The organism is Alterinioella nitratireducens (assembly GCF_013155465.1).
Classification (GTDB): domain Bacteria; phylum Pseudomonadota; class Alphaproteobacteria; order Rhodobacterales; family Rhodobacteraceae; genus Alterinioella; species Alterinioella nitratireducens.
Genome location: NZ_JABJVX010000008.1, coordinates 35729 through 57731 on the forward strand (window position 1 = coordinate 35729; position 22003 = coordinate 57731).

The window sequence follows — 22003 nt, forward strand, 5'->3', positions numbered from 1 at the left end:
TGATGGCCGTTCAGAAACTCTATGCCGGGGCCAAGCTGCGCGAATTGCGCGGGCGGCTCGGGCTGACGCAAAAGGACTTCGCCGCCAAGCTCGGCGTCTCGCTCCCCTATCTCAACCAGATGGAGAACAACAATCGTCCGGTCTCCTCCGGCGTGATGCTTGGCCTCGTGCAGGAGTTTGGCTTCGACGTGGCCGAGCTTGGCTCGGGCGATACCGAACGGCTGGTCTCGGACATGCGCGAGGCGCTGGCCGATCCGGTCTTCGCCGATGCCACGCCGCCCCTGCCCGACCTGCGGCTGGTCGGCTCCAACGCGCCCGCCTTTGCCCGCGCCTTCCTGGAACTGCACTCGGCCTACCGCCAGACCCATGAGAGGCTGGCCTCGCTCGACGAGGCTCTGGGGCGCGAAGGCGGCCCCGTCGCGGCAAGCCCCTGGGAGGAGGTGCGCGATTTCTTCCACTATTGCGACAATTACATCGACGCGGTCGATCGCGCCGCCGAACGCTTCGCCGCGGCCGCCGATGGCAACCTCGATGCCCATATCCGCCGCACATTGACCGGGCGCGGGCTGACCATCCGCCATGCCGAGGGCGACGGCATCCGCCATTATGACCGCGACCGCAAGGAATTGACGCTCTCGCCCCGCACTGCCCCGGAGACGCAGCGCTTCCAGCTGCTGCATCAACTGGCGCTGCTGGATCAGGATCGCCTGCTTGAGGCGACGCTCGACCTCGCCCGGTTCCAGTCCGGCACCGCCCGCGACATCGCCAAGATCGGCATGGCCAATTATTTCGCGGGCGCGGTACAGATGCCCTATACCCGCTTTGCCGAGGCCGCCGCGCGCAGCCGCCATGACCTCGAACGCCTCGCCATCCTCTTCGGCGCCTCGATCGAGCAGGTCGCCCATCGCCTCTCGACCCTGCAACGCCCCGGCGCCAAGGGTATCCCGTTCTTCTTCGTGCGCGTCGACCAGGCCGGCACGATCACCAAGCGCCATTCCGCGACGCGGCTGCAATTCGCCCGCTTCGGCGGCGCCTGCCCGCTGTGGAACGTGCACCGCGCCTTCGAGACACCGGGCCGCTTCCTGCGCCAGCTTGCCGAAACGCCGGACGGCGTGCGCTACCTGTGCCTCGCGCGTGACGTGTCGAAACCGGGCGGATCGTTCCACGCGCCCATTCGCCGCTACGCCATCGGCCTGGGCTGCGAGGTGCGCCATGCCGAGGCGATGGTCTATGCCGACGGCATGGACCTGGCCAGCGCGGATGCCTATGAGCCCATCGGCATCTCCTGCCGCATCTGCGAGAGGGTGGGCTGCCACCAACGCTCGGTCCCGCCACTGGAGCGGCACCTGCGCGTCGATCACGACCGGCGCGGGACATTGCCCTACGAGGTCGGAGCCTGACGGGAGGCTGCGCTGGGTCGACCCCGCGCATCCCCGCCCGTCTCAGGCTTTCGCCAGCAGGCCCGCGATCTCGTCCTTCAACCGCATCCGCGTCTTGCGCATCTCGACCTCGGCCAGTTCCTCGCAAGGCTCAATGCCGGTCTCGGCGCGATGCACGGCGCGGTTCACCGCGTGATACTCCTCGACCAGCCGGGCGAAATGCGCGTTCTCCTCCTTCAGCGCGTGGATGCGCTCCACGTCATCGGGGAAATCCTCGGCCAGTTCATGGGGGGTGTGCGACATCTGCGACCATCTCCTTGGTTCTGTAGTGTTTCGCTCAGGAAATAGACCCATCCGCCGCCGCCCGCCTTGATCAAGGTCAAACCGCGTGTTTCAAAGCTTGGTCTGCGACACGGCGGGCGTCATCTGGCGGCGGCGCAACAGCGCCTCGCGCATGGTGATATAGCTGATCGCCGCGATGATCAGCCCGCCGCCCAGGATCACGTAAAGATCCGCAGGCTCATCGAACAGGATCGCCCCCACCAGCGTCGCCCAGATCAGTTGCACGAAGGTCACCGGCTGCGTCACCGCAAGGGGCGCGGCGGCAAAGGCCAGCGTCATCGTGTAATGGCCCAGTGTCGCAAAGACCGCGACCAGGAACAGCCAGCCAAGCTGCGCCCATGTCGGCTCGACCCAGACCGCCCAGGCGAAGGGCGCCAGCCCGATGGTGACGGTCAGCGACAGCATCCCCACGACGACCGTGGGCGCGACCTCGTCGGCCATGATCTTGGCAATCAGGTAGCCGCCCGCGAAACTGGCCGCCGTGAACAGCATCGCGATATGGCCGGGGCCGACCTCGCGGAGACCGGGGCGAAGGATGACCAGCGCGCCCGCGAAGGCCACCAGGATCGCCAGGATGCGCCGGATCGCCAGCCTCTCGCCCAACAAGACGGCGGCCAGCAGGGTGACATAGATCGGGTTGAGGAAGTTCATCGCCGTGACCTCGGCGACGGGGATCTGCGTCATCGCGTAGAACCACAAGATCACCCCGAAGGTATGGAACGCGCCGCGCAGGCCGAACAGCGTCAGCGCCCGCCGGCTCAGCCGTGCCTTGAAGACCGGCAGGAACATCGGCAGCACCAGAACCAGACCCATCGCATAGCGCAGGAAGGCCGATTGCGCGGGCGGGATGCCGTCGCCCACCAGTTTGACCAACGCCGTGACCGCCACGAAGGAGGCCCCCGTCACCAGCATCCAGAACACCCCCCATAGGGGGCGCGAAACTCTGGCAGTGGCGGCGATGTCGGACATGGGCGCAAAGAACCGCATTCGCGCGCGGGCCACAAGCCGATATGCCTGTTACCCGGCCAGCAGTTTGGCCGCGATGGCCCACATCACCAGCCCGATCACCACATCCAGCCCCTGCCAGGCGCGGGGCCGCGCGAAGATCGGCGCCAAGGCCCGCGCGCCATAGCCGAGGCTGAAGAAGAAGACGAAACTGGCCATGATCGCGCCCACCCCGAACCAGACCCGGTTTGGCCCGTATTGCGTGGCGATGGTGCCGATCAGGACGACCGTGTCCAGGTAGACATGCGGGTTCGCCCATGTCAGCGCCAGGCAGGTCAGGACCGCCGCGCGCAAGCTGCCGGTGCCGGTCCCGGCAACCGCCAGCGCCTCGCCACCCCGCCAGGCAGACCGGAACGCGCGGGCCCCGTAAAGGATCAGGAAGGCCGCGCCTCCGTAGCGAAGCGCGGGCACGGCCCAGGGCAGAAGCTCGGCGATCACGGCAAAGCTGCTGACGCCCAGCGCGATCAGGATCGCATCCGAAACGGCACAGGTCAGCACCACCGGCAACACGTGCGAACGGCGCAAGCCTTGCCGCAGGACAAAGGCGTTCTGCGCCCCGATGGCCAGGATCAGGCTGAAGCCGAGGTAGAACCCGGCGGATGCGGCGGACAACATGGGGCAACTCCTTCTCGACCGGGCCGGGGGTATCGCGGTTTGACAATAAGATCGACTTAAATCTTGTTTCCTTGCATAAGTGAATCTTATGCAGCTCGATTACGACGCCCTCGCCGCGCTGGCGGCCATCCTCAGGACCGGCTCCTTCGACGGGGCCGCGGCCGAGCTTGGCCTGACCCAACCCGCAATATCCCTGCGCATCAAGACGCTGGAGGACCGCGTCGGCGCCATCCTGATCCGGCGCGGGCGGCCCTGCACCGCCACGCCCACCGGCGCGCGGCTCAACCGCCATGCCGAGGAGGTGGGCCTGCTGGAAAAGACCCTGACCGCCGATCTGGGCGGGTTGCTGCCCGACCGCGACAGGCCGCTGCGCCTTGCCATCAATGCCGACAGCCTTGCGACATGGGTGCTGCCCGCGCTGGCCGAGGTCGAGGGCTTCCGCTACGACATCACCGTCGACGACCAGGACCACAGCGCCGATTGGCTCAGACGCGGCGAGGTCTCGGCGGCCATCACCGCCCATGCCGCGCCCATTCCGGGCTGCGATTGCACTGCGTTGGGCGCGCTCTCCTATGCCGCGACCTGCGCGCCCGGCTTTGCCGCCCGGTGGTTCGCCCAGGGCGTCACGCCCGAGGCCCTGAACCACGCGCCCTGCCTCGCCTTCGACCGCAAGGACCGGTTGCAACATGCCTGGGTCGCCTCGGCGCTCGGTCTCCGCGTCGCCCTGCCGCTGCATTACCTGCCGACCGCGCAAGGATTTGTCGAGGCCGCCATGATGGGTCTTGGATGGGGCATGAACCCGGTCGCGATCGCGGCCCCAATGCTGGCCGATGGCCGGCTTGTCGAACTGATCCCGGACCACCGGATCTCGACGCCGCTCTACTGGCAGGTCTCGCGCCAGACCGCCGCCGCGCTCGACCCGCTGACGAAGGGCTTGCGGCGCGCGGCGCGCAAGATCCTGGAGGAACCGGGCGTGACTTGAGACAAATTGCCGATTTGCCTGCGCATCGAGGCCAAGTTATCGCCACGTTTATCGGTTACGCCCTGTCCAGCCAATAAAAACGGGCAGGACCAGGATGGACAGTTTCAACGCCTTCTTCGCGGCCATGGCGCGCGCGCCTTTCGACCCCCACCTGCGCTTTGCGCTGTTCTACCTGGCCGCGACGATCCTCCTGGCCTATGTCATCTGGCTTGCGCGGGGTCGGCCCAGGACCTTCCTCACCTGGCTGGTGCCGCGCGCGGTCTATACGCATCGCTCGAACCTCGTCGATCTCAAGCTGTTCCTGGCCAATTACGCGCTCGGCACCATCGGGGTCTTCGGCGCGCTGGTCTTCACCCCGCTCATCGCCTACCAGACCCTGACCGCCATCGCGGGCGCGTCCGGCTCTGCGTTCACCCTGCCGCCCGTCACCCCCACCCGCGCGCTGATCACCACGCTGATCGTCGTCACGGTCAACGATTTCTGCAAATACTGGACCCACCGCATCCATCATGAATGGAGCACGCTCTGGCCCTTCCACGCCGTCCACCATTCGGCGGATGTGCTGACGCCGGTAACCGTGGCCCGCGTTCACCCGGTCGAGACCGTGCTGCGCAACATCTTCTCCTCGGTGGTCGTGGGCGTCGCGCAGGGCGCGCTGCTCTATGGCCTGATCGGGCGCATCGACCTTGTCGCCATCGGCGGCGCGAATGTGATCTATGTCCTGTTCAACACCGCAGGCTCGAACCTGCGCCATTCCCATATCTGGCTCAGCTATGGCCGGGTGATCGAGCATATCCTGATTTCGCCCGCGCAGCACCAGATCCACCATTCCGCCGCCGCCAGGCATTTCAACAAGAATTACGGCTCGATCTTCGCCTTCTGGGATTGGGCCTTCGGCACGCTCTACATCCCCGACAGCTACGAGGAACTGACCTTCGGCGTCGCCGACAAGGCGGGGGCCAAGCTGGAGCAGCCGCACCCCAGTTTCACCGCCGCGATAATGGTGCCCTTTGCGCAGTCGTGGCTGGCACTGAAGGCCAAGCTGCCCACCCGCACCCAGCCGCCCGGCACCGACCCCGCGACCGATCCATGAGCCGCGGTTTCTCCCTCTGGCTCGACGCGATCCGGGCGCTGGCGGCCCTGGCCGTCCTTTTCGGCCATCTCGCGCATGTCCGCTTTACCGGTGGCGATTACATCTGGCTGCGCGAGATCAACATCGCCTCGGATGCGGTGGTGGTGTTCTTCGTCATCTCCGGCCTCGTCATCGCCTATGCGGCGGGGCGCGACGGCGACCTGGCGACCTACAGCTTCAACCGCATGACGCGCATATTCTCCGTCATCGTTCCGGCCCTGATCCTGACGTTGGCCTTCGACGCCATCGGCACGCGCGTAGCGATCGAGGCCTACCCGACCGGCTATTACCAGGCCCTGCCCCTGCGTGATTTCCTGATCCGCGGCCTGACCCTCACCCCGCAATGGAGCGGTTTCGGAGACATCCTGCGCCTCGGCACCAACGGCCCGCTCTGGTCGCTGAGCTACGAGGTTGCCTATTACATCCTCTTCGGCGCGGCCCTGTTCCTGCGCGGCGCGCTCAGGGTGGTGATGATCGCCCTGGTGGTGCTGCTGGCGGGGCTGAACATCCTGTTGCTGCTGCCCGCCTGGGCGCTCGGCGTCTGGGTCTGGCGGCAGATCTCGCGCGGCCCCTCCCTGCACCCCGCCCTGGCCTGGGGCCTCGCGCTCGGCACGCCCGCCCTGATCGTGGCGGCGAAAGCCTCCGGACTGGCCGACGCGCTGCCCCGGTTTCCCCAATTCGGCTACTCGGACGAGGTCATCTGGAACACCGCGCTCGCCGGCCTCGTGGCGCTGCACCTCATCGGCGCGGCGGCGCTGCTGTCAGACCTGCGACAGAGCTTCACGGGCCGTCCCGCACGCCTCATCCGCTGGATCGCGGGCGCCAGCTTCTCGCTCTATGTCATGCACTACCCGGTGCTGCATCTTCTGGATGCCACCCTGCCCGAGACCCTGCCTGCCTATAACCTCTGGCTCCTCGGCCTGACCCTGGCCGCCTGTTTCGGTTTCGCCCAGGTCTTCGAACGCCCGCTGAAATTCTATCGCCAGTGGCTGACCCAGGCGGTGGCGCGCCGCGTCGACGCGGCGTAAACCACGCTCCGTCGATGGAGCGTCATCCGCGTTTTCGAAAACGCGGGCCAAGCCGCGTCGACGCGGCTTCCGCCCCGGTCCTGGGGCATCGTGCGTATGTACAGGGGGTGCATCGGGGGGTGTACGGGGGGCACCCCCCCGATTCAGGCGTTTTCCAGCTCCGCCATCACCGCGTCGGAGATCTCGAAATTCGCGGTGACGCGCTGGATGTCGTCATCGTCTTCCAGCACCTCGATCAGCTTCATCAGCTTCTGCGCGCCGTCGAAATCCAGCTCGGTCGTGGTGGTCGGCGCCCAGACCAGCTTGGCGGTCTCCGACTCACCAAGGGTCGCCTCCAGCGCGGTCGAAACCTCGTTCAGATCGGTATCGGCGCAGGTGATGACATGGCCATCTTCGCTCGATTCCACGTTCTCCGCGCCGGCCTCGATCGCGGCCTCCATCACCGCGTCCTCATCGCCCGCATCCGGGCCATAAACGATCTCGCCCTTGCGCTCGAACATGAAGCCGACCGAGCCGGTCTCGCCCAGATTTCCGCCATGTTTTGAAAAGGTTGAGCGCACGGTCGAGGCGGTCCGGTTGCGGTTGTCGGTCATCGCCTCGACGATCACGGCAACGCCGCCGGGGCCGTAGCCCTCATAGCGGATTTCCTCGAAATCCTCACCGCCCGCGGCCTGCGATTTGTCGATCGCGCGCTGGATCACGTCCTTGGGCACGGATTGCGACTTGGCCTCTTTCACGGCCAGGCGCAGGCGCGGGTTCTTGTCGGGGTCCGGGTCGCCCATCTTGGCGGCCACGGTGATCTCCTTGGCCAGCTTTGAAAACAGCTTGGAACGCAGCTTGTCCTGACGTCCCTTGCGATGCTGGATATTCGCCCATTTGGAATGGCCCGCCATGGTGCCTCGTCTCCCGGTCAATCTGGTCGTGGTTTGGTGCTGTCTACTGCATCCCCCACGCGGCGCGCAAGATGGCGCTTGAGACGCCGCACAAAGCCGCATCTGTGCCGTTTTCGGATTACCAGACTGGCCGCGACTCAGGCTAGGCTGGCCGCGAACCCAAGGGAGGGACCGGCCATGATGATCTACCCCACGATCGAGTTGCAGAACGGGCGCTGCGTCAGCCTGCATCGCGGGCGGCTGGAGGAACCTCAGATCTGGCATGTCGATCCGGTCGCCAAGGCCCACAGCTTTGCCGAGGACGGGGCCGAATGGATGCACCTGACCGAGCTTGACTGGGTCGCGGGCGGCATGGGTAGCGACGATCTGGTCAAGACTATCCTGCGCAATTCCGGCATCCCGGTGCAGCTTGGCGGCGGCTTTCGCAGCCTCGATCAGATCGCCAAATGGATCGACCTCGGCGCGGGCCGGATCGTCGTCGGATCCTTCGCGGTGCACAGCCCCGACCTGGTCAAGGCCGCAGCCAAGCGGTTTCCCGACCAGATCGTGCTGACCGTCGATGTGTTCCAGGGCGGGCTGATGAGCGATGGCTGGCGTTCGACCGCCGCGATCCGGCCCGAGGATTTCATCGCCGCCTTCCGCGAGGATCCGCTGGCCGCCGTCATCATCACCGATATCGACGCCGACATCGCCGATAGCGACGGCTCGCTCGGGCTGGTCAGCCACCTGGCCGAAAGCGCGCGCGCGCCGGTCATCGCGCGCGGCCTGTCCTGGAGCCTCGACGACATCGCGCGGCTGAAATACGTGCCGCATATCTCGGGCGCGATCATCGGTCGGGCGCTGTTCGACAAGTCGATCGACCTGTGCGACGCGCTGGCCGTCGCCAATGCCCGCCCCGGCCCGACCGCGCAATTCATCTGACCCCCCGTGACGGCATTGGAATCGCACGCTAAGACTGTGCGATGAGCAATGACCAGATCCTCCTCTTCACGCTTTTCGGGGCCGTCTTCGGACTGCTTCTGTGGGGCCGGTTCCGCTATGACCTGGTGGCGTTCAGCGCGCTGATGGCGGGCGTCGTCCTGGGCGTCGTGCCGGTCGATGACGCGTTTTCGGGCTTCGGCCACCCGGCCACGCTGGTGGTGGCGCTGGTGCTGATCGTGTCGGCGGGGCTGGTGCGCTCGGGCGCGGTGTTCCTGATCACCCGCACGCTGGTCGACAGCACCCGCAGACTCGGCGGCCATATCGCGATCATGGGCAGCGTCGGTGGAATCCTGTCGGCCTTCATGAACAATGTCGCGGCGCTGGCGCTGCTCATGCCCGTCGATATCGCCACCGCGCGCAAGGCGGGGCGGTCACCGGGGCTCAGCCTGATGCCGCTGTCCTTCGCGACCATCCTGGGCGGCATGGCCACGCTGATCGGCACACCCCCCAACATCATCATCGCCTCGTTCCGCAACGACGCCCTGGGCGAGCCGTTCTCGATGTTCGATTTCGCCCCGGTGGGCGGCACGGCGGCCATCGCGGGGCTGGCCTTTGTGGCACTGATCGGCTGGCGCCTGATCCCGAAACGCGATTCCGGCGTCGGGGGCGATCCGCTGAGCGATCTGTCGCCCTATATCTCGGAGCTGACCCTGCCCGAGGAGAACAGCCTTGTCGGCAAGCGGTTGCAGGACATGATGGAGATCGCCGAGAAATCCGATGTCGCCATCATGGGGCTGATCCGCGACGGCAAGCGGCGCTTCGGCACCGGGCGCAACCTGGAGCTGCGCGCGGGCGATGTGCTGGTGATGGAAGCCGCACCCGACGCGCTGGACGAGTTTCGCGCCGCCGCCAAGCTGGATTTCATGCCCGAGGGCCACGCCATCGGCGAGGTGGTCGGCGAAGGCGTGCGCCTGACCGAGGTGCTGATCCCGCCCGACAGCCGCCTGGCGGGACGCAGCGCGCAGGCAATCGGCCTCTCGTGGCGCAAGCGCACCGTCCTGATGGGGATCGCACGGCGCGGCAAACATGTCCGCAAGCGCCTGCGCCAGGCGGTGATCGAACCGGGCGACATCCTGCTTCTGCTGACCCCCACCGATACGACCGAGGACGTGATCGACTGGATCGGCGGGCTGGCCCTGGCCGACCGGGGCCTTGCGGTGACGCAGGACAGCAAGACCTGGCTGGCCATCGGCTTTTTCGGCGCGGCGGTGCTGGCGGCCTCGGTCGGGCTGCTCTACCTGCCGATCGCGCTTGGCCTCGTGGTGATCGGCTATGTGCTGGCCAGAATCCTGCCGCTGACCGAGGTCTACACCCATATCGAATGGCCCGTGGTGGTGTTGCTCGGCTCGATGATCCCGCTTGGCGCGGCGCTGGAGAGCTCGGGCGGGACCGAACTGATCGCGGGTGCCTTGGTGGGGCTGACGCAAGGCTTGCCGGCCTGGGCCGTGTTGACGGTGCTGATGGTGGTGACGATGACGCTGTCGGACGTTCTGAACAACACCGCGACGACGATCGTGGCGGCGCCCGTTGGCATCCAGATGGCAGCCGCGCTGGACAAGAACCCCGACCCGTTCCTGATGGCGGTGGCGGTGGCGGCCTCGGCGGCGTTCCTCACCCCGATCGGGCACAAGAACAACACGCTGGTGCTTGGCCCAGGCGGCTACAGTTTCGGGGATTACTGGCGCATGGGGCTGCCGCTTGAGGTCATCGTGGTCGCCGTCTCGGTCCCCGCGATCCTGGTGTTCTGGCCGCTCTGATCAGCGGTCGGGCGGCGGCCCGTCAACGGGCCGCATCCGCGCTCGGTCGACCGAGCGCAGGCCCGCGCAGCCTTCAGTTGTCGATCCGCTCGGGCGTGACATAGCGCCAGGTACGCCCCGAGCCGTCGCTGATCGTGACATCCGCCGCGGGCACCAGCGCCGATTGCAGGCCAAGCGCGGTCAGCACCTCGCTGAACACCATCCGCACCGGGTTGGTGCCCGGCTGGATCGCAACGTTATAATCATAGCGCGCGCTGCAATCCGTGAACCGGCCGGACCACCCCCCGGCTTCCCCCGCGGGCCGCGGGCCGATGCAGCGCTCTCCGTTCGACATGCGCACCGTCAGGTGGGTCTGGGACAGCGTGACATCCGCCGGGCGGGGTGCGCCGAAACTGGTGCAGGCGCCAAGCGCCAGGGCGGGGATCAGGGCAAAAACGCGCATATCGTGGTCCTTTCAACGGGTCACAACGGCCAGATCAGGGGGATGACGAGGCTCGACACCACCCCCAGGCTCAGATTGAGGGGTATACCGATTTTCATGAAATCCGTGAAGCGGTAACCGCCGGGGCCATAGACCAGCATGTTGGTCTGATAGCCGATGGGTGTCGCGAAACTGGCCGAGGCGGCGATCATCACCGCGATGACCAGCGGGCGGGGGTCGACGCCGATGGCGGTGCCAAGGCCGATGGCCACGGGCGTCACGACCACGGCAACGGCGTTGTTCGAGACCAGTTCCGTCAACACCGAGGTGATCAGGTAGATGGCCCAGATCAGGAAGAACGGGTGCAGCCCGGTGAGACCCGGCGCCAGCGTATCGACGATCAGCGCCACCGCGCCGGTGGCCTCCAGCGCCGCGCCGATGGCAAGCATCGAGAAGATCAGCGCCAGAAGCCGCCCGTCGATGAAGGAGAACGCCTCCTCCGCGTCGATGCAGCGGGTCAGGAGGACGACGGCCACCGCCAGCACGGCGGCCAGGAAGATCGGCGCGATGCCGAGGGCCGCCAGCGCCACGATCCCGGCCATGGCGACGAAGGCGACCGGTGCCCGCCCCCGGCGATAGGCGCGTTCGGTGGGCTGGCTGACATCGACCAGGTTCATTTCGCTGGCGAGGCGGCGGATATCGGCGGGATCGCCCTCGATCAGCAGGGTGTCGCCGACCCGCACGACAAGCTGGTCCAGCTGCCGCCCGATATTCTGGTTCCGGCGATGCACGGCCAGCGGATAGACCCCGTAGCGCCGACGCAGGCGCAACGAGCCGAGCGAGCGGCCCACCATGCGGCATTCCGGCGTGATCAGCACCTCGACGGTGGTGGTCTCGACCGAGGAGAGCTTGTCCACCGTGCGCAGATCCTTGCTGGCCTGAAGGCCGAGCACCTCCGCCATGTCGGTGCGCAAAACGACGCGGTCGCCCGCCTGCAACTCCACCTCGGCCATGTTGCGGCGCAGGGACGCATCGCCGCGCAGCACGTCAATGAGGCGCATCCCGTCGCGGCGAAAGAGGTCCACCTCGTTCACATTCTGGCCGATGAAAGCGCTGTCCTCGGGCACCGCCACCTCGGTAAAGAACTTCATCCGCTTGCGCCCCGACAGCATGTCGGCCATCGAGTCGCGCTCGGGCAGCAGTTTCGGCCCGAGCAGCGCCATGTAGGCCATGCCCCAGATCACCACCACGATGCCCATCGGCGTGACCTCGAAAATCGTGAACGGGGCCAGGCCGTTGGCGCGCGCCACACCATCCACCAGCAGGTTGGTCGAGGTGCCAATGAGGGTCAGCGTGCCGCCCATGATCGCGCCATAGCTGAGCGGGATCAGCAGTTTCGATGCGGGCCGCCCGAGCGAGCGGGCAATCTGCACGAAGACCGGGATCATCACCACGACCACCGGCGTGTTGGAGACGAAGGCCGAGGCGACGACGACAAAGGCCAGAAGCCCCGCCAGCGCCCGCTTGGGCCGGGTCTGCGCCTGCGCCTCGGCATGGTTGGAAAACCACGACAGCGCGCCGGTGCGCACCAGCGCGCCCATCACGATGAACATCGCGGCGATGGTCCAGGGGGCGGGGTTGGACAGCACGGACAGCGCGTCCTGGTAGGGCAAGAGGCCGAGCGCCAGCAGCACGGCGGCACCTGCGATGGCCACGACCTCGGCGGGGTAGGTCTCACGCACGAACATCACGAACATCGCCGCGACGACGCCAAGGGTCAGGATCGACTGCATCGCAGGCGAGAGCATCTCGGCAATCATGACTGTGTTCGGCCCCCTCGGGTTGCGCGCCCCATCATTGGCCGGTCAGTGCCGCCACCGCAAGGCCCTGTTTCGGGGGGCGGATGATCCGGGCGGCGGCCCGTCGCCGGGCCGCTTTTGCGCTCGGTCGACCGAGCGCGGCGCCACGCGTCACGCCACCGGATCGGGGCCGGATTGGCCAAGCCGCCCGCCAACGCGCACCGGGTCGATGCGCAGCGCCTTGCCGGTCCTGTCATCGGTTTCGACATAGACGCCGGACAGTGTCGCGGGGCCCCGCGCGGGCGTAAAGCGGTTCTTCTGCATCCCCGTGATGAAGCGGCGCAGGGGCTCATCCTTCTCCATCCCGATGACAGAATCGTAATCGCCGCACATCCCCGCATCGCTCAGATACGCTGTGCCGCCCGGCAGGATCATCGCATCGGCGGTCGGCACATGGGTATGGGTGCCGACGACCAATGACGCGCGGCCATCGCAGAAATGCCCCACGGCCATTTTCTCGGATGTCGCCTCGCAATGGATGTCGACGATGCTGGCCGCCGCCGATGCGCCGAGCGGATGGGTGCGCAGCACGGTTTCCAGCGCCGAGAACGGATCCGAAAAGGGCCGCTTCATGAACACCTGCCCAAGCGCCTGCGCCACCAGAACCTTGCGCCCGCCTGGGGCCTCAAAAAGGCGCGCGCCGCTGCCCGGCGCCGTCTTGGCATAGTTCAGCGGCCGCAGGATGCGCGGCTCCTTCTCGATAAATTGCAGCATGTCGCGCTGATCGAAGGCATGATCGCCAAGCGTCAGGCAATCGGCCCCGGCCTTCAGCAGCAATTCCGCGTGCGCCGTGGTCAGCCCGTGCCCGGAGGAGGCATTCTCGCCGTTCACCACGACGAAATCCAGCCGCCAGTCCTTGCGCAGCTTCGGCAGTGTCTCACAAACGGCGGTGCGGCCCGCGCGGCCCATCACGTCGCCAAGAAAAAGAAGTCTCATATCCCCGGCTTAGGGGGTCTGGACGGGTCCGGCAAGGGCCGGATCACGCGCGATTCCGTGACCACGCCGTCCAGCAGCTGGTCGGTCTCCTCCACCACCAGCCCGGTCAGCTCCTGCGCGTCATAGGCAAATCCGATCGCCCGCGTCGGGCGCGTCGCCCTCAGCCCCTCCAGCGTGCGGTCATAGAACCCGCCGCCATAGCCGATCCGGTTGCACCCGGAGTCGAAGCCGACCAGAGGCACGATCAGGATATCGGGCTCCAGCCAATCGCCCGTCTCGGGCACCAGCGCGCCGAACGGGCCATCCACCATCGCGCCATCCGGTCGCCATTCGCGGAACCTGAGCGGCAGGGCCCGCCCCGCGATCACCGGCACGCAAATCCGGTTGTGGTCCGCCAGCGCCGCCATCACCGGCAGCGGGTCGATCTCGGTGCGCATCGGCATGTAGCCTGCGATGATCTGGTCCCGGACCGGGCCGATTTCCTCCAGCAGGGCGGCCTGCGCGGGCCCGTCCAGCCCGGTGCCAAAGGCCACTTCGCGGGCAGCGAAGGCGGCCTCGCGCAGGGCGGTTTTCTTCCGGGTCATCTCCATGGCGGCGACCTTCTCCTCTTGCGGCGGGAATGCCAAGGGGGTTTGCTGAACGCGACCTTAGCAACGCCCGGAGCCGCCGCCATGCTGACATTCGACCACCTCGCGATATCCTGCGACCCGCTGAAGTCGGGCGTGGCGCATGTCGAAGAGGCCCTGGGCGTCCGCCTGTCGCCCGAGGGCAAGCACCCCCACATGGGCACGCATAACCGTCTGCTGTCGCTCGGTGGGGGCGAATATCTCGAGGTCATCGCCATCGACCCCGACGCCCCCGGCCCCGATCAGCCGCGCTGGTTCGACCTGGACCGGTTCGAAGGCCCCCCGCGCGTGACCAACTGGATCTGCCGCTGCGACGATTTGCAGGCCGCCATGGCGCTGGCCCCGGACGGCATCGGCAAGGTCTGGGATCTTGAGCGCGCAGAGTTTCGCTGGCGCATGACCATCCCCGAGGATGGGTGTCTGCCCTTCGACGGCTGTTTTCCCGCGCTCATCGAATGGCAGGGCGCGGCGCACCCGGCCAAGCGGCTGCCCGATGCGGGCGTGCGCCTCAAGGAGATGGTCCTCTACCACCCCGAGGCCGACGCGCTGAGGGCCGCGCTTGCCCCGCTGATCAGTGACGACCGGATTGCCGTGCGGCAAGGCGACCAGCCCGAGATACGGGCGCTGTTCTCCACCCGGTCGGACGATGTCGACCTGTGGTAAGCGCCGCCACGCCCGATGACGCCGGGGGCATCGCGGCGCTCTGGAACGTGGTGATCCGGGACACCGCGTCCACCTTCACGACCGTCGAGAAAACCGCGGCGGATGTGGCCGGGGCAATCGCCCGCCAGCCCTTTTTCGTGGCACGATCCGGCGGGCGGGTGACCGGCTTTGCCACCGCGTTCCAGTTTCGGAGCGGGCCGGGTTATGTCCACACGCTGGAACACTCGATCCATGTCGCGGACGACGCGAAGGGGCGCGGGCTTGGCCGGGCGTTGCTGACGCGGCTGGAGGATCACGCCCGCACTGCTGGCACACATTCCCTCATTGCCGCGATCTCCGGCGAAAACGCGGATGGCATCGCCTTTCACGCGACTCTTGGATACACGCGGATTGCCCGCCTGCCCCAGGTCGGCTGGAAATTCGGGCGCTGGCACGATCTTGTGCTGATGCAGAAATTCCTCTGACATTTCCGGTCGCAAGCGTTAGACAGGCCCCCATGTCACTTTGGACCCGGATCACCGAAGCGCTTTCTGCCCTTGCCTCCGGCGAGGGGCTCGGAGCGATGTTCGACAAGCTGCGCAAGCCGCCCGAACTGACCGTGGGGTTCGCCATTGCCGTCATTGCACTCGGGGCCAAGATGGCCAAGGCCGACGGGCGCGTTACCCGCAACGAGGTCACCGCCTTTCGTGAGGTCTTTGCCATCCCGCAGGCCGATGAGAAATCGGCGGCCCGCGTCTTCAACCTGGCGCGCGAGGATGTGGCGGGGTTCGAGGATTACGCGCGCAAGATCGCCGCCATGTTCCACAGCGACAGCGCGGTCCTGTCCGACCTGATGGATGGTCTTTTCCACATCGCCGTGGCCGATGGCACCTATCACCCGAACGAGGATCTGTTCCTGGCCCGCGTGGCCGAGATCTTCGGCATGACCAAGCGCGAGTTCGCCGCCCTGCGCGCGCGCAACGTGCCCGATGCGCGCCCCGATCCCTATACCGTCCTCGGCGTCGACAGCAGCATGTCGCTGGAAGATATCCGCAAGGTCTGGCGCGGCCTCGTGCGGGACACCCATCCCGACCGGATGATGGCACGCGGCGTGCCGGAGGAGGCGATCAAGCTGGCGCAATCCCGCCTCATTGCCATCAACAACGCCTGGGAAGAGATCCAGACACATCACGGGGGGTAGAACCGCGATGCGCATCGCCACCTATAACGTGGAATGGTTCGCCAATCTCTTCGATGATGCGGGCGCGCTTCTGGACGATGGCGGCTGGTCCGGGCGGCAGGATGTCACGCGCGAGGACCAGATCGCGGCGCTGGCCCAGGTCTTCCGCGCCATCGACGCCGACGCGGTGATGGTGATCGAGGCGCCGGACAGTTCGCGCCACCGCGACGGGGCGCTTGCCTTGGCCAATTTCGCGGCGCTGGCGGGTATCCGGGCGCGCGAGGTGCTGATCGGCTATCCAAATGACACGCAGCAGGAGATCATGCTGCTCTACGATCCCGACGTGATGTCGGCGCGCCATGATCCCGTCGGGTTCGAGACCGGCAAGAAGGGCTCACGCAACCCGCCGCGCTTCGACAGCACCTTCCGCATCGACCTGGATATCGACGCGACCGAAGACCTGATCACCTTTTCCAAGCCGCCGCTGGAGGCCGCGATCGAGACCGCGCAGGGCCGTTTCCGCATGATCGGGGCCCATGTGAAATCGAAAGCGCCGCATGGCGCGCGCAACCGCGATGACATGATGCGCCTGGCCATCGCCAACCGGCGCAAGCAACTGGCGCAATGTATCTGGCTGCGGGCCCGCGTGACGCATCACCTTGAGGAAGGCGACCCGCTGATCCTGGCGGGCGACCTGAATGACGGGCCGGGGCTGGATGAATTCGAGGAGCTGTTCGGCCGCTCGGGGGTGGAGGTGATCCTCGGCTCCGACCTGCCCGACGAGATGCAGCTCTACGACCCCCATGCCGCGCGCGCCCTGCAAAGCCGGATCGCCGCCCAACCGGCCACGGCGCGGTTCTACCTGCGCGACGAAAACCGCTACCTCTCGGCGCTGTTGGATTACCTCATGGTCTGCCCGCTCATGCGCCCGCGTGCATCAGACTGGCGCATCTGGCACCCGTTCGACGACCCCGCCTGCTGGCGCGACGATACGCTTTGCAAGGCACTGCTGACCGCATCGGACCATTTCCCGGTCACGGTTCAGCTTGCAGCGCAGGATTGAAACGCGGCCTCTGCCCGCCCATATTCAGAGCCATGAAACAGATCCTGCCCGCCGCCCTTTGCCTGACCCTCGCCCTGCCCGCCACCGCGCAGGAGACGGAGGAGCCGGGTATCCGTGACGGCTTCGGCCTGCTGTCCGAGGGCTCGCGCCTTATCCTTGAGGGTCTGGTGGATGAGATGCGCCCCGTCTTCGAGGAACAGATGCTGCCGCTGTTGCAGGATCTGAGCGGCATGATCGACGATCTTTCGGCCTATCACGCGCCCGAGATGCTGCCCAATGGCGATATCCTGATCCGCCGCCGCACCGACCCCGAGGATGCCCCCGAGGATGCCCCCGAGGCCGGGGAAGAGCCGACGACCGAGCCTGTCGACCTCTGACAGATCTACATCTGGTCGCCGTCATCGACCGGGATACGGCGATCCGATTGCCGGGCGATTTCCTCGCGCACCTGTTGGGCGCAGTCCTGCACCCGGAAACAGTCCACCGGAACCCCGCGCACGTTGATCTCATCGTAATAGATCGTCCGGCGTTGGCCGTAATACTGGCTGTCGCTGTCATCGTCGGTGAAGGTCCGTTCGACCCGCGTCACCAGATAGGTCTGACCATCGACGGTAATGGCCGCGCCCTCGCTGCGCTCCACGACATCGCCCATGGCCTCGTTGAGGAGATTCGTCCGGTTCGTGGCGACGATACCGGAATCGCAGGCGCTCAGGCCCATGGTCACCACCAGGGCGGCAAGGAATTTCTGCACGGGTTTTCCCCCTTCATTCTGCACGAGGGAGGGCCGATCGCCCCGCGCGGCATCAATAATCGTCGTCGCCCTCATTCGTATTGGCAAGGCCGCGTTCCAGGGCATCCTGGCAGCTTTCGCCATCACAGGCGACCCGCCGCATCCCGATGATGACATAGCGCCGGGTCTCGATCCGCCCACCGCTATATTCGAACGTGATGTCCTGCACCTCGTAGGCGCGTCCCTGATACCGGATGATCTCCACCAGGTCGCGGTTCGCCACGGTGCTGTACTGCCTTACCGGAAAGGCGGAATCGCCCGAAAATTCGCATCCCGCCACGCCGCCGACCGCAAGCACGATAGAAACGGCCAATATCGGTCTGTTCATGATCTCTCCCCTTCATTCCATTGCGAAAAATCTGCGCGAAAGGGCCTCATGCACACAGGTTACGGCAGAAATTCCACTATTGCACGAAAAACGGAACCGCCGCCCCCCATTGCCAAAGCCCCTGCCCGCCCGCATATCTCTGCCAAACCCATTCGAAACGAGGTCTTGATGATGTTCACGTTCACCACCCGCCAGCCCGCTCCGCTTTCCGATGCCCATGCCGATACCGGGGGCAAGGACCTGGGCGACCTGCCGGAATGGGACCTGAGCGACCTCTACCCCTCGCCCGACGCGCCCGAGATCGCCCGCGACCGCGACTGGCTGATGACGGAATGCGAAAATTTCGCGACGGATTACGAAGGCAAGCTGGCCGATCTGCGCGCCGATGACATGCTGGCCTGCGTGCAGCGCTACGAGAAGATCGACATGATCGCGGGGCGGCTGATGTCCTTCGCGGGGCTGCGTTATTACCAGCACACCACCGACCCCGCGCGCACCAAGTTCATGTCCGACATGCAGGAGGCGATCACCACTGCCACCACGCCGCTGGTCTTCTTCAGCCTCGAGTTCAACCGCATCGAGGACAAAGCCTACGAGGCGCTCATGGCCGCCAATGCCGACCTCGCCCGCTACCGCCCGGTGCTGGACCGGATGCGCGCGATGAAGCCCTACCAGCTGTCGGATGAGTTGGAGAAGTTCCTGCACGACCAATCCACCGTGGGATCTGCCGCGTGGAACAAGCTGTTCGACGAGACCATCGCGGGGCTGAGTTTCGACGTGGATGGCGAGAAACTGGGCATCGAGGCCACGCTGAACCTGCTGACCGAACAGGACCGCGCCAAGCGCGAGGCTGGTGCCCGCGCGCTGGCCGAGACCTTCCAGGCGCGGGTCAGCCTCTTCGCGCGCGTCCACAACACGATCACCAAGGAAAAGGAGATCGAGGACCGCTGGCGCAAGCTGCCCACCCCGCAAGCAGGCCGCCACCTGGCCAACCACGTGGAGCCCGAGGTCGTCGAGGCCCTGCGCGATGCCGTCGTCGCCGCCTATCCGCGCCTGTCGCACCGCTACTACGCGCTGAAAGCCAAGTGGCTCGGGCTGGAGACGATGCAGGTCTGGGACCGCAACGCCCCGCTGCCGATGGAGGACACCGCGCTGGTCAACTGGAGCCAGGCGCGCAGCACGGTGATGGAGGCCTATTCCGCCTTCGACCCCCGCATGGCCGACCTGGCGGAACCCTTCTTCGACAAGGGCTGGATCGACGCCGCCGTCAAGGAAGGCAAGGCCCCCGGTGCCTTCGCGCACCCCACCGTCGCCGACGCGCATCCCTATGTGATGCTGAACTACCTCGGCAAACCGCGCGACGTGATGACGCTGGCGCATGAGCTTGGCCACGGCGTGCATCAGCGGCTGGCTGCGGGACAGGGCGAGCTTCTCTCCTCCACGCCTCTGACGCTTGCCGAAACCGCTTCTGTCTTCGGCGAGATGCTGACATTCCGCAAGCTGCTGGACGCCGCCGAAACCCCCGAACAGCGCAAGGTGCTGCTGGCGGGCAAGGTCGAGGACATGATCAACACGGTCGTGCGCCAGATCGCGTTCTACGATTTCGAGTGCAAACTGCATGCGGCGCGTGCGACAGGCGAACTGACCCCCGACGACATCAACGCGCTGTGGATGAGCGTGCAGGCCGAAAGCCTCGGGCCCGTCTTCGACTTCATGGACGGGTATGAAACCTTCTGGGCCTATATCCCGCATTTCGTCCATTCCCCCTTCTACGTCTATGCCTACGCTTTCGGCGACGGGCTGGTGAACGCGCTCTATGCCGTCTACGCGGAAGGGGCGGAGGGTTTCGAAGAGAAGTATTTCGAGATGCTGAAAGCCGGCGGGTCCAAGCACCACAAGGAGCTTCTGGCCCCCTTTGGCCTCGATGCCAGCGACCCCGCCTTCTGGGACAAGGGCCTGTCGATGATCGAAAGCCTGATCGACGAGCTTGAGGCGATGGAGTGATCAAGGGAGCGCTGGCGGCGCTGCTGCTGGCACCCCCCGCCGGCGCGCAGTCCCTGACCGGCACCTGGTCCTGTATCGAGGATGAGGGGGCCATCGCGGATGACGATCACCTACGCGGCAGGCGCGCGTTTTCGCGCCGCGTCCGACCTGACCCTCGCCAGCCCGCGCTTTGGCGAGAGCGAGATGCGGGGGCAGGTCTTCGGGCAATACGCCCTTGAGAAAGCCGGCGGAACCGGGCGGATCGTCGAGACGCCGAGTTCGATCCGGCTGGCGCATCTCAACTGGACGGGGATCCTCGCGGACGATCCAGCCCTGATCGGGGAACTGGAGGGCGAGGTCATGAGTTCGCTTTGGGGCAGCAGCCTGGTTGTCTGGATCGACCCGGACACCCATTTCCGGCTGGATCCGCGCCCCATTCGCGGGCAATGCACACGCCTGCGCTGACGAAAGCCGCCTGACACCCACCGGAAACGGAGCCGCATTTGACGCCCCCCGCCTCACTCGACACGCCCGGTTTGACCGGTTGTCCGGCATGACCCGGCCACCGCGCGACTATCTCCGCCTGCAATGGCGCGCCGTCCGGCAGCGCATCCTGCGGGCGCTGGTCTGGGTGCGCCGTCACGTCCCGCCGGGGCTGCGGCTGCTGCTTGGGCTGGTGTTGATGGCGGGTGGCCTGCTGGCCTTCCTGCCGGTGTTCGGCCTCTGGATGTTTCCGCTTGGCGTGGCCGTGGCGGCATTGGACGTCAAGCCGCTCATCCGGTGGTTTCGCGCCCGCCGGGACTGATCGGGCGGGCGCAGGCCGGGGTTATCCCTCGGCGTCACTTGCCGGTTTGGCCTGAAGCAGCCCGTAATTGGCCTCACCCAGGCGGTCATGCAGCTCGATCTGCGTTTCGAGAAAGTCGATGTGACCTTCCTCATCCGCGATCAGGTCCTCGAACAGGTCCTTGGAGACGTAATCCTTGACCGCCTCGCAATGGTCGCGCGCCTCGATATAGAGGCTGCGCGCGTCATGCTCACCGGCGAGGTCCGCCTCCATGGTTTCCTTGAGGGTCTCGCCGATGCGCAGCGCGTCCAGCTTTTGCAGGTTGGGATGCCCGCCCAGGAAGATGATGCGTGTGATCAGCTTGTCGGCATGGTGCATCTCCTCGATGCTTTCGGCGCGGGACTTGTCGGCGATATGGCCGTAGCCCCAATCCTCCTGCAAACGGTAATGCAGCCAATACTGGCTCACCGCGGTCAACTCGCTGCGCAAGGCGGCATTGAGATATTCGATGACTTTCGCGTCGCCCTTCATGCCTGGTTCCTTTCCATGTCTACTCTGCGAAGGCCCCTCAGATTTGCGGGAACCTCCATACCCGGTGCCTCCAGCATGGCCTGCATGAAGAGCGGAAGGCAACCGCCGCAATCGGCCTTTTTGCCGAGCGCGCGATAGACCTTGCCGGGCGTGATGATGGTGGCGGGGTCGGCGGCGCGCATCCAGGAGATGGCGGCGTGAATGTCGCGGTCGCGGATCGAATTGCAGTGGCAGATCATCATGGGCGTAGCGTCCCGGTCAGCGGGCAAAGGAACATCGTTTCGCTGGTGCGCAGCGCTTACCTGATGGATTCTGTCGGCTTTGTCAATCCCGATCACTTCTGTCAGGCAAAACGCCGCAGCCAGCGGCTCACTTCAACTGACTGTCCTTCGATCCGCGCCGGTTGAACCCGGCCTCTCGGTAGCCGCCATCGCGCTCGGAGGCGCAGTCGATGCAGAGCTTGACGCCGGGAATGGCCTTGCGCCGCGCCTCGGGGATCGGCTCCTCGCATTCGGCGCAATGGGTCAGGCTTTCGCCCTGGGGTGTCTTGCGCGCCTTCATCCGCGCCAGTTCATCCTGGATCGAGGCGTCGATCTGTTCGCCAACCGCACCGTCCCTTGCCCATCCTCCGGCCATGATGCCTCTCCCTCTTACGTCGCGTCCCCCTAGAACCTAGGATCGCCACCCCGTCTTGCCAAGGCGGGCCTCCCGCGCCTAGCGTCGGCCCCAATCGCAACGCGGAGGAT

At 66.3% G+C, this 22003-nt stretch carries 27 protein-coding genes; 14 read left to right on the plus strand and 13 right to left on the minus strand.

Translation table 11 applies throughout. The features are described 5' to 3' along the window. Positions 1 to 2 precede the first annotated feature (2 nt). Entirely contained in the window at positions 3 to 1400 is a 1398-nt protein-coding gene (locus HNS34_RS13800) for a helix-turn-helix domain-containing protein (protein ID WP_172320665.1), read from the plus strand. A gap of 42 nt (positions 1401 to 1442) precedes the next feature. On the opposite strand, the gene HNS34_RS13805 is transcribed toward HNS34_RS13800, so the two are convergent. The 3 genes from HNS34_RS13805 to HNS34_RS13815 all read right to left on the minus strand — a co-directional run bounded on the left by HNS34_RS13805 (position 1443) and on the right by HNS34_RS13815 (position 3341). Then, entirely contained in the window at positions 1443 to 1682 is a 240-nt protein-coding gene (locus HNS34_RS13805) for an HP1242/YdcH family protein (protein WP_172320666.1), read from the minus strand. A gap of 90 nt (positions 1683 to 1772) precedes the next feature. Further along, positions 1773 to 2690, minus strand: a complete 918-nt coding sequence (locus HNS34_RS13810) for a DMT family transporter (protein ID WP_172320668.1) — start codon at positions 2688 to 2690, stop codon at positions 1773 to 1775. Between the two features lie 48 nt (positions 2691 to 2738). Further along, positions 2739 to 3341 (minus strand): LysE/ArgO family amino acid transporter, encoded by a 603-nt coding sequence (locus HNS34_RS13815; protein ID WP_172320670.1) that lies wholly within the window; start codon positions 3339 to 3341, stop codon positions 2739 to 2741. An 88-nt stretch (positions 3342 to 3429) separates the two neighbouring features. On the opposite strand from HNS34_RS13815, the gene HNS34_RS13820 reads away from it, so the two are divergent. From HNS34_RS13820 to HNS34_RS13830, 3 genes are all read left to right on the plus strand, one after another. Continuing rightward, positions 3430 to 4323, plus strand: coding sequence for a LysR family transcriptional regulator ArgP (locus HNS34_RS13820; RefSeq protein WP_172320671.1), 894 nt, complete (start codon positions 3430 to 3432; stop codon positions 4321 to 4323). A gap of 94 nt (positions 4324 to 4417) precedes the next feature. Next, a complete protein-coding gene (locus tag HNS34_RS13825) occupies positions 4418 to 5416 on the plus strand; it encodes a sterol desaturase family protein (protein ID WP_172320672.1) in 999 nt (332 codons plus the stop codon). Continuing rightward, a complete protein-coding gene (locus tag HNS34_RS13830; protein ID WP_172320673.1) occupies positions 5413 to 6483 on the plus strand; it encodes an acyltransferase family protein in 1071 nt (356 codons plus the stop codon). The genes HNS34_RS13825 and HNS34_RS13830 overlap by 4 nt, the downstream gene beginning before the upstream one ends. Before the next feature lie 143 nt (positions 6484 to 6626). On the opposite strand, the gene HNS34_RS13835 is transcribed toward HNS34_RS13830, so the two are convergent. Beyond that, positions 6627 to 7376, minus strand: coding sequence for a YebC/PmpR family DNA-binding transcriptional regulator (locus HNS34_RS13835; protein ID WP_172320845.1), 750 nt, complete (start codon positions 7374 to 7376; stop codon positions 6627 to 6629). Between the two features lie 177 nt (positions 7377 to 7553). On the opposite strand from HNS34_RS13835, the gene HNS34_RS13840 reads away from it, so the two are divergent. Then, the gene (locus tag HNS34_RS13840) at positions 7554 to 8297 is read left to right on the plus strand and encodes a 1-(5-phosphoribosyl)-5-[(5-phosphoribosylamino)methylideneamino] imidazole-4-carboxamide isomerase (protein WP_172320674.1); all 744 of its coding nucleotides are present in this window, start codon (positions 7554 to 7556) and stop codon (positions 8295 to 8297) included. Positions 8298 to 8338: 41 nt separating this feature from the next. After that, positions 8339 to 10114: an SLC13 family permease gene (locus HNS34_RS13845; protein WP_172320676.1), complete on the plus strand. Its 1776-nt coding sequence runs from the start codon at positions 8339 to 8341 to the stop codon at positions 10112 to 10114. A gap of 73 nt (positions 10115 to 10187) precedes the next feature. Here the strand turns inward: HNS34_RS13845 and HNS34_RS13850 are convergent, their stop codons facing one another. The 4 genes from HNS34_RS13850 to HNS34_RS13865 all read right to left on the minus strand — a co-directional run bounded on the left by HNS34_RS13850 (position 10188) and on the right by HNS34_RS13865 (position 13914). After that, positions 10188 to 10556, minus strand: coding sequence for a hypothetical protein (locus HNS34_RS13850; RefSeq protein WP_172320677.1), 369 nt, complete (start codon positions 10554 to 10556; stop codon positions 10188 to 10190). A gap of 20 nt (positions 10557 to 10576) precedes the next feature. Continuing rightward, on the minus strand, positions 10577 to 12355 hold the full coding sequence (locus HNS34_RS13855) for an SLC13 family permease (RefSeq protein ID WP_172320678.1): 1779 nt from the start codon (positions 12353 to 12355) through the stop codon (positions 10577 to 10579). A gap of 150 nt (positions 12356 to 12505) precedes the next feature. Continuing rightward, a complete protein-coding gene (locus HNS34_RS13860; RefSeq protein WP_172320679.1) occupies positions 12506 to 13330 on the minus strand; it encodes a TIGR00282 family metallophosphoesterase in 825 nt (274 codons plus the stop codon). Then, positions 13327 to 13914, minus strand: a complete 588-nt coding sequence (locus tag HNS34_RS13865; protein WP_172320680.1) for a 5-formyltetrahydrofolate cyclo-ligase — start codon at positions 13912 to 13914, stop codon at positions 13327 to 13329. Before HNS34_RS13865 ends, HNS34_RS13860 begins: the two co-directional genes overlap by 4 nt. 87 nt (positions 13915 to 14001) lie before the next feature. Here HNS34_RS13865 and HNS34_RS13870 point away from each other — a divergent pair, with 87 nt between their 5' ends. From HNS34_RS13870 to HNS34_RS13890, 5 genes are read left to right on the plus strand one after another with little or no spacing between them, the layout of a single operon-like run. Beyond that, positions 14002 to 14619, plus strand: a complete 618-nt coding sequence (locus tag HNS34_RS13870; protein WP_172320681.1) for a VOC family protein — start codon at positions 14002 to 14004, stop codon at positions 14617 to 14619. Beyond that, on the plus strand, positions 14613 to 15083 hold the full coding sequence (locus tag HNS34_RS13875) for a GNAT family N-acetyltransferase (RefSeq protein ID WP_172320683.1): 471 nt from the start codon (positions 14613 to 14615) through the stop codon (positions 15081 to 15083). The genes HNS34_RS13870 and HNS34_RS13875 overlap by 7 nt, the downstream gene beginning before the upstream one ends. Positions 15084 to 15115: 32 nt before the next feature. Beyond that, a complete protein-coding gene (locus HNS34_RS13880; RefSeq protein ID WP_172320684.1) occupies positions 15116 to 15799 on the plus strand; it encodes a molecular chaperone DjiA in 684 nt (227 codons plus the stop codon). Positions 15800 to 15806: 7 nt separating this feature from the next. Beyond that, positions 15807 to 16841 (plus strand): endonuclease/exonuclease/phosphatase family protein, encoded by a 1035-nt coding sequence (locus HNS34_RS13885; protein ID WP_172320685.1) that lies wholly within the window; start codon positions 15807 to 15809, stop codon positions 16839 to 16841. 32 nt (positions 16842 to 16873) lie between these two features. Continuing rightward, positions 16874 to 17218 carry an AAA+ family ATPase gene (locus tag HNS34_RS13890; protein WP_172320686.1) on the plus strand — a complete coding sequence of 115 codons (345 nt, stop codon included), beginning with the start codon at positions 16874 to 16876 and terminating at the stop codon, positions 17216 to 17218. 5 nt (positions 17219 to 17223) lie between these two features. Here the strand turns inward: HNS34_RS13890 and HNS34_RS13895 are convergent, their stop codons facing one another. Together HNS34_RS13895 and HNS34_RS13900 are read right to left on the minus strand one after the other, a co-directional pair. Further along, on the minus strand, positions 17224 to 17592 hold the full coding sequence (locus HNS34_RS13895; RefSeq protein ID WP_172320688.1) for a hypothetical protein: 369 nt from the start codon (positions 17590 to 17592) through the stop codon (positions 17224 to 17226). A gap of 52 nt (positions 17593 to 17644) precedes the next feature. Next, positions 17645 to 17959, minus strand: coding sequence for a hypothetical protein (locus tag HNS34_RS13900; RefSeq protein WP_172320689.1), 315 nt, complete (start codon positions 17957 to 17959; stop codon positions 17645 to 17647). A 168-nt stretch (positions 17960 to 18127) separates the two neighbouring features. Here HNS34_RS13900 and HNS34_RS13905 point away from each other — a divergent pair, with 168 nt between their 5' ends. The 3 genes from HNS34_RS13905 to HNS34_RS13915 all read left to right on the plus strand — a co-directional run bounded on the left by HNS34_RS13905 (position 18128) and on the right by HNS34_RS13915 (position 20747). Next, positions 18128 to 19963, plus strand: coding sequence for a M3 family oligoendopeptidase (locus tag HNS34_RS13905; RefSeq protein ID WP_235952736.1), 1836 nt, complete (start codon positions 18128 to 18130; stop codon positions 19961 to 19963). Between the two features lie 99 nt (positions 19964 to 20062). Further along, positions 20063 to 20407, plus strand: coding sequence for a hypothetical protein (locus HNS34_RS13910; RefSeq protein ID WP_172320690.1), 345 nt, complete (start codon positions 20063 to 20065; stop codon positions 20405 to 20407). A gap of 88 nt (positions 20408 to 20495) precedes the next feature. Continuing rightward, positions 20496 to 20747: a hypothetical protein gene (locus tag HNS34_RS13915; RefSeq protein ID WP_172320692.1), complete on the plus strand. Its 252-nt coding sequence runs from the start codon at positions 20496 to 20498 to the stop codon at positions 20745 to 20747. 21 nt (positions 20748 to 20768) lie between these two features. Here HNS34_RS13915 and bfr read toward each other — a convergent pair whose 3' ends face one another. From bfr to HNS34_RS13930, 3 genes are all read right to left on the minus strand, one after another. Then, positions 20769 to 21257 (minus strand): bacterioferritin, encoded by a 489-nt coding sequence (gene bfr, locus HNS34_RS13920; RefSeq protein WP_172320693.1) that lies wholly within the window; start codon positions 21255 to 21257, stop codon positions 20769 to 20771. Further along, entirely contained in the window at positions 21254 to 21499 is a 246-nt protein-coding gene (locus tag HNS34_RS13925; RefSeq protein ID WP_172320695.1) for a (2Fe-2S)-binding protein, read from the minus strand. Before HNS34_RS13925 ends, bfr begins: the two co-directional genes overlap by 4 nt. A 127-nt stretch (positions 21500 to 21626) precedes the next feature. Continuing rightward, positions 21627 to 21893 (minus strand): DksA/TraR family C4-type zinc finger protein, encoded by a 267-nt coding sequence (locus tag HNS34_RS13930; protein ID WP_172320696.1) that lies wholly within the window; start codon positions 21891 to 21893, stop codon positions 21627 to 21629. Positions 21894 to 22003: the final 110 nt, after the last annotated feature.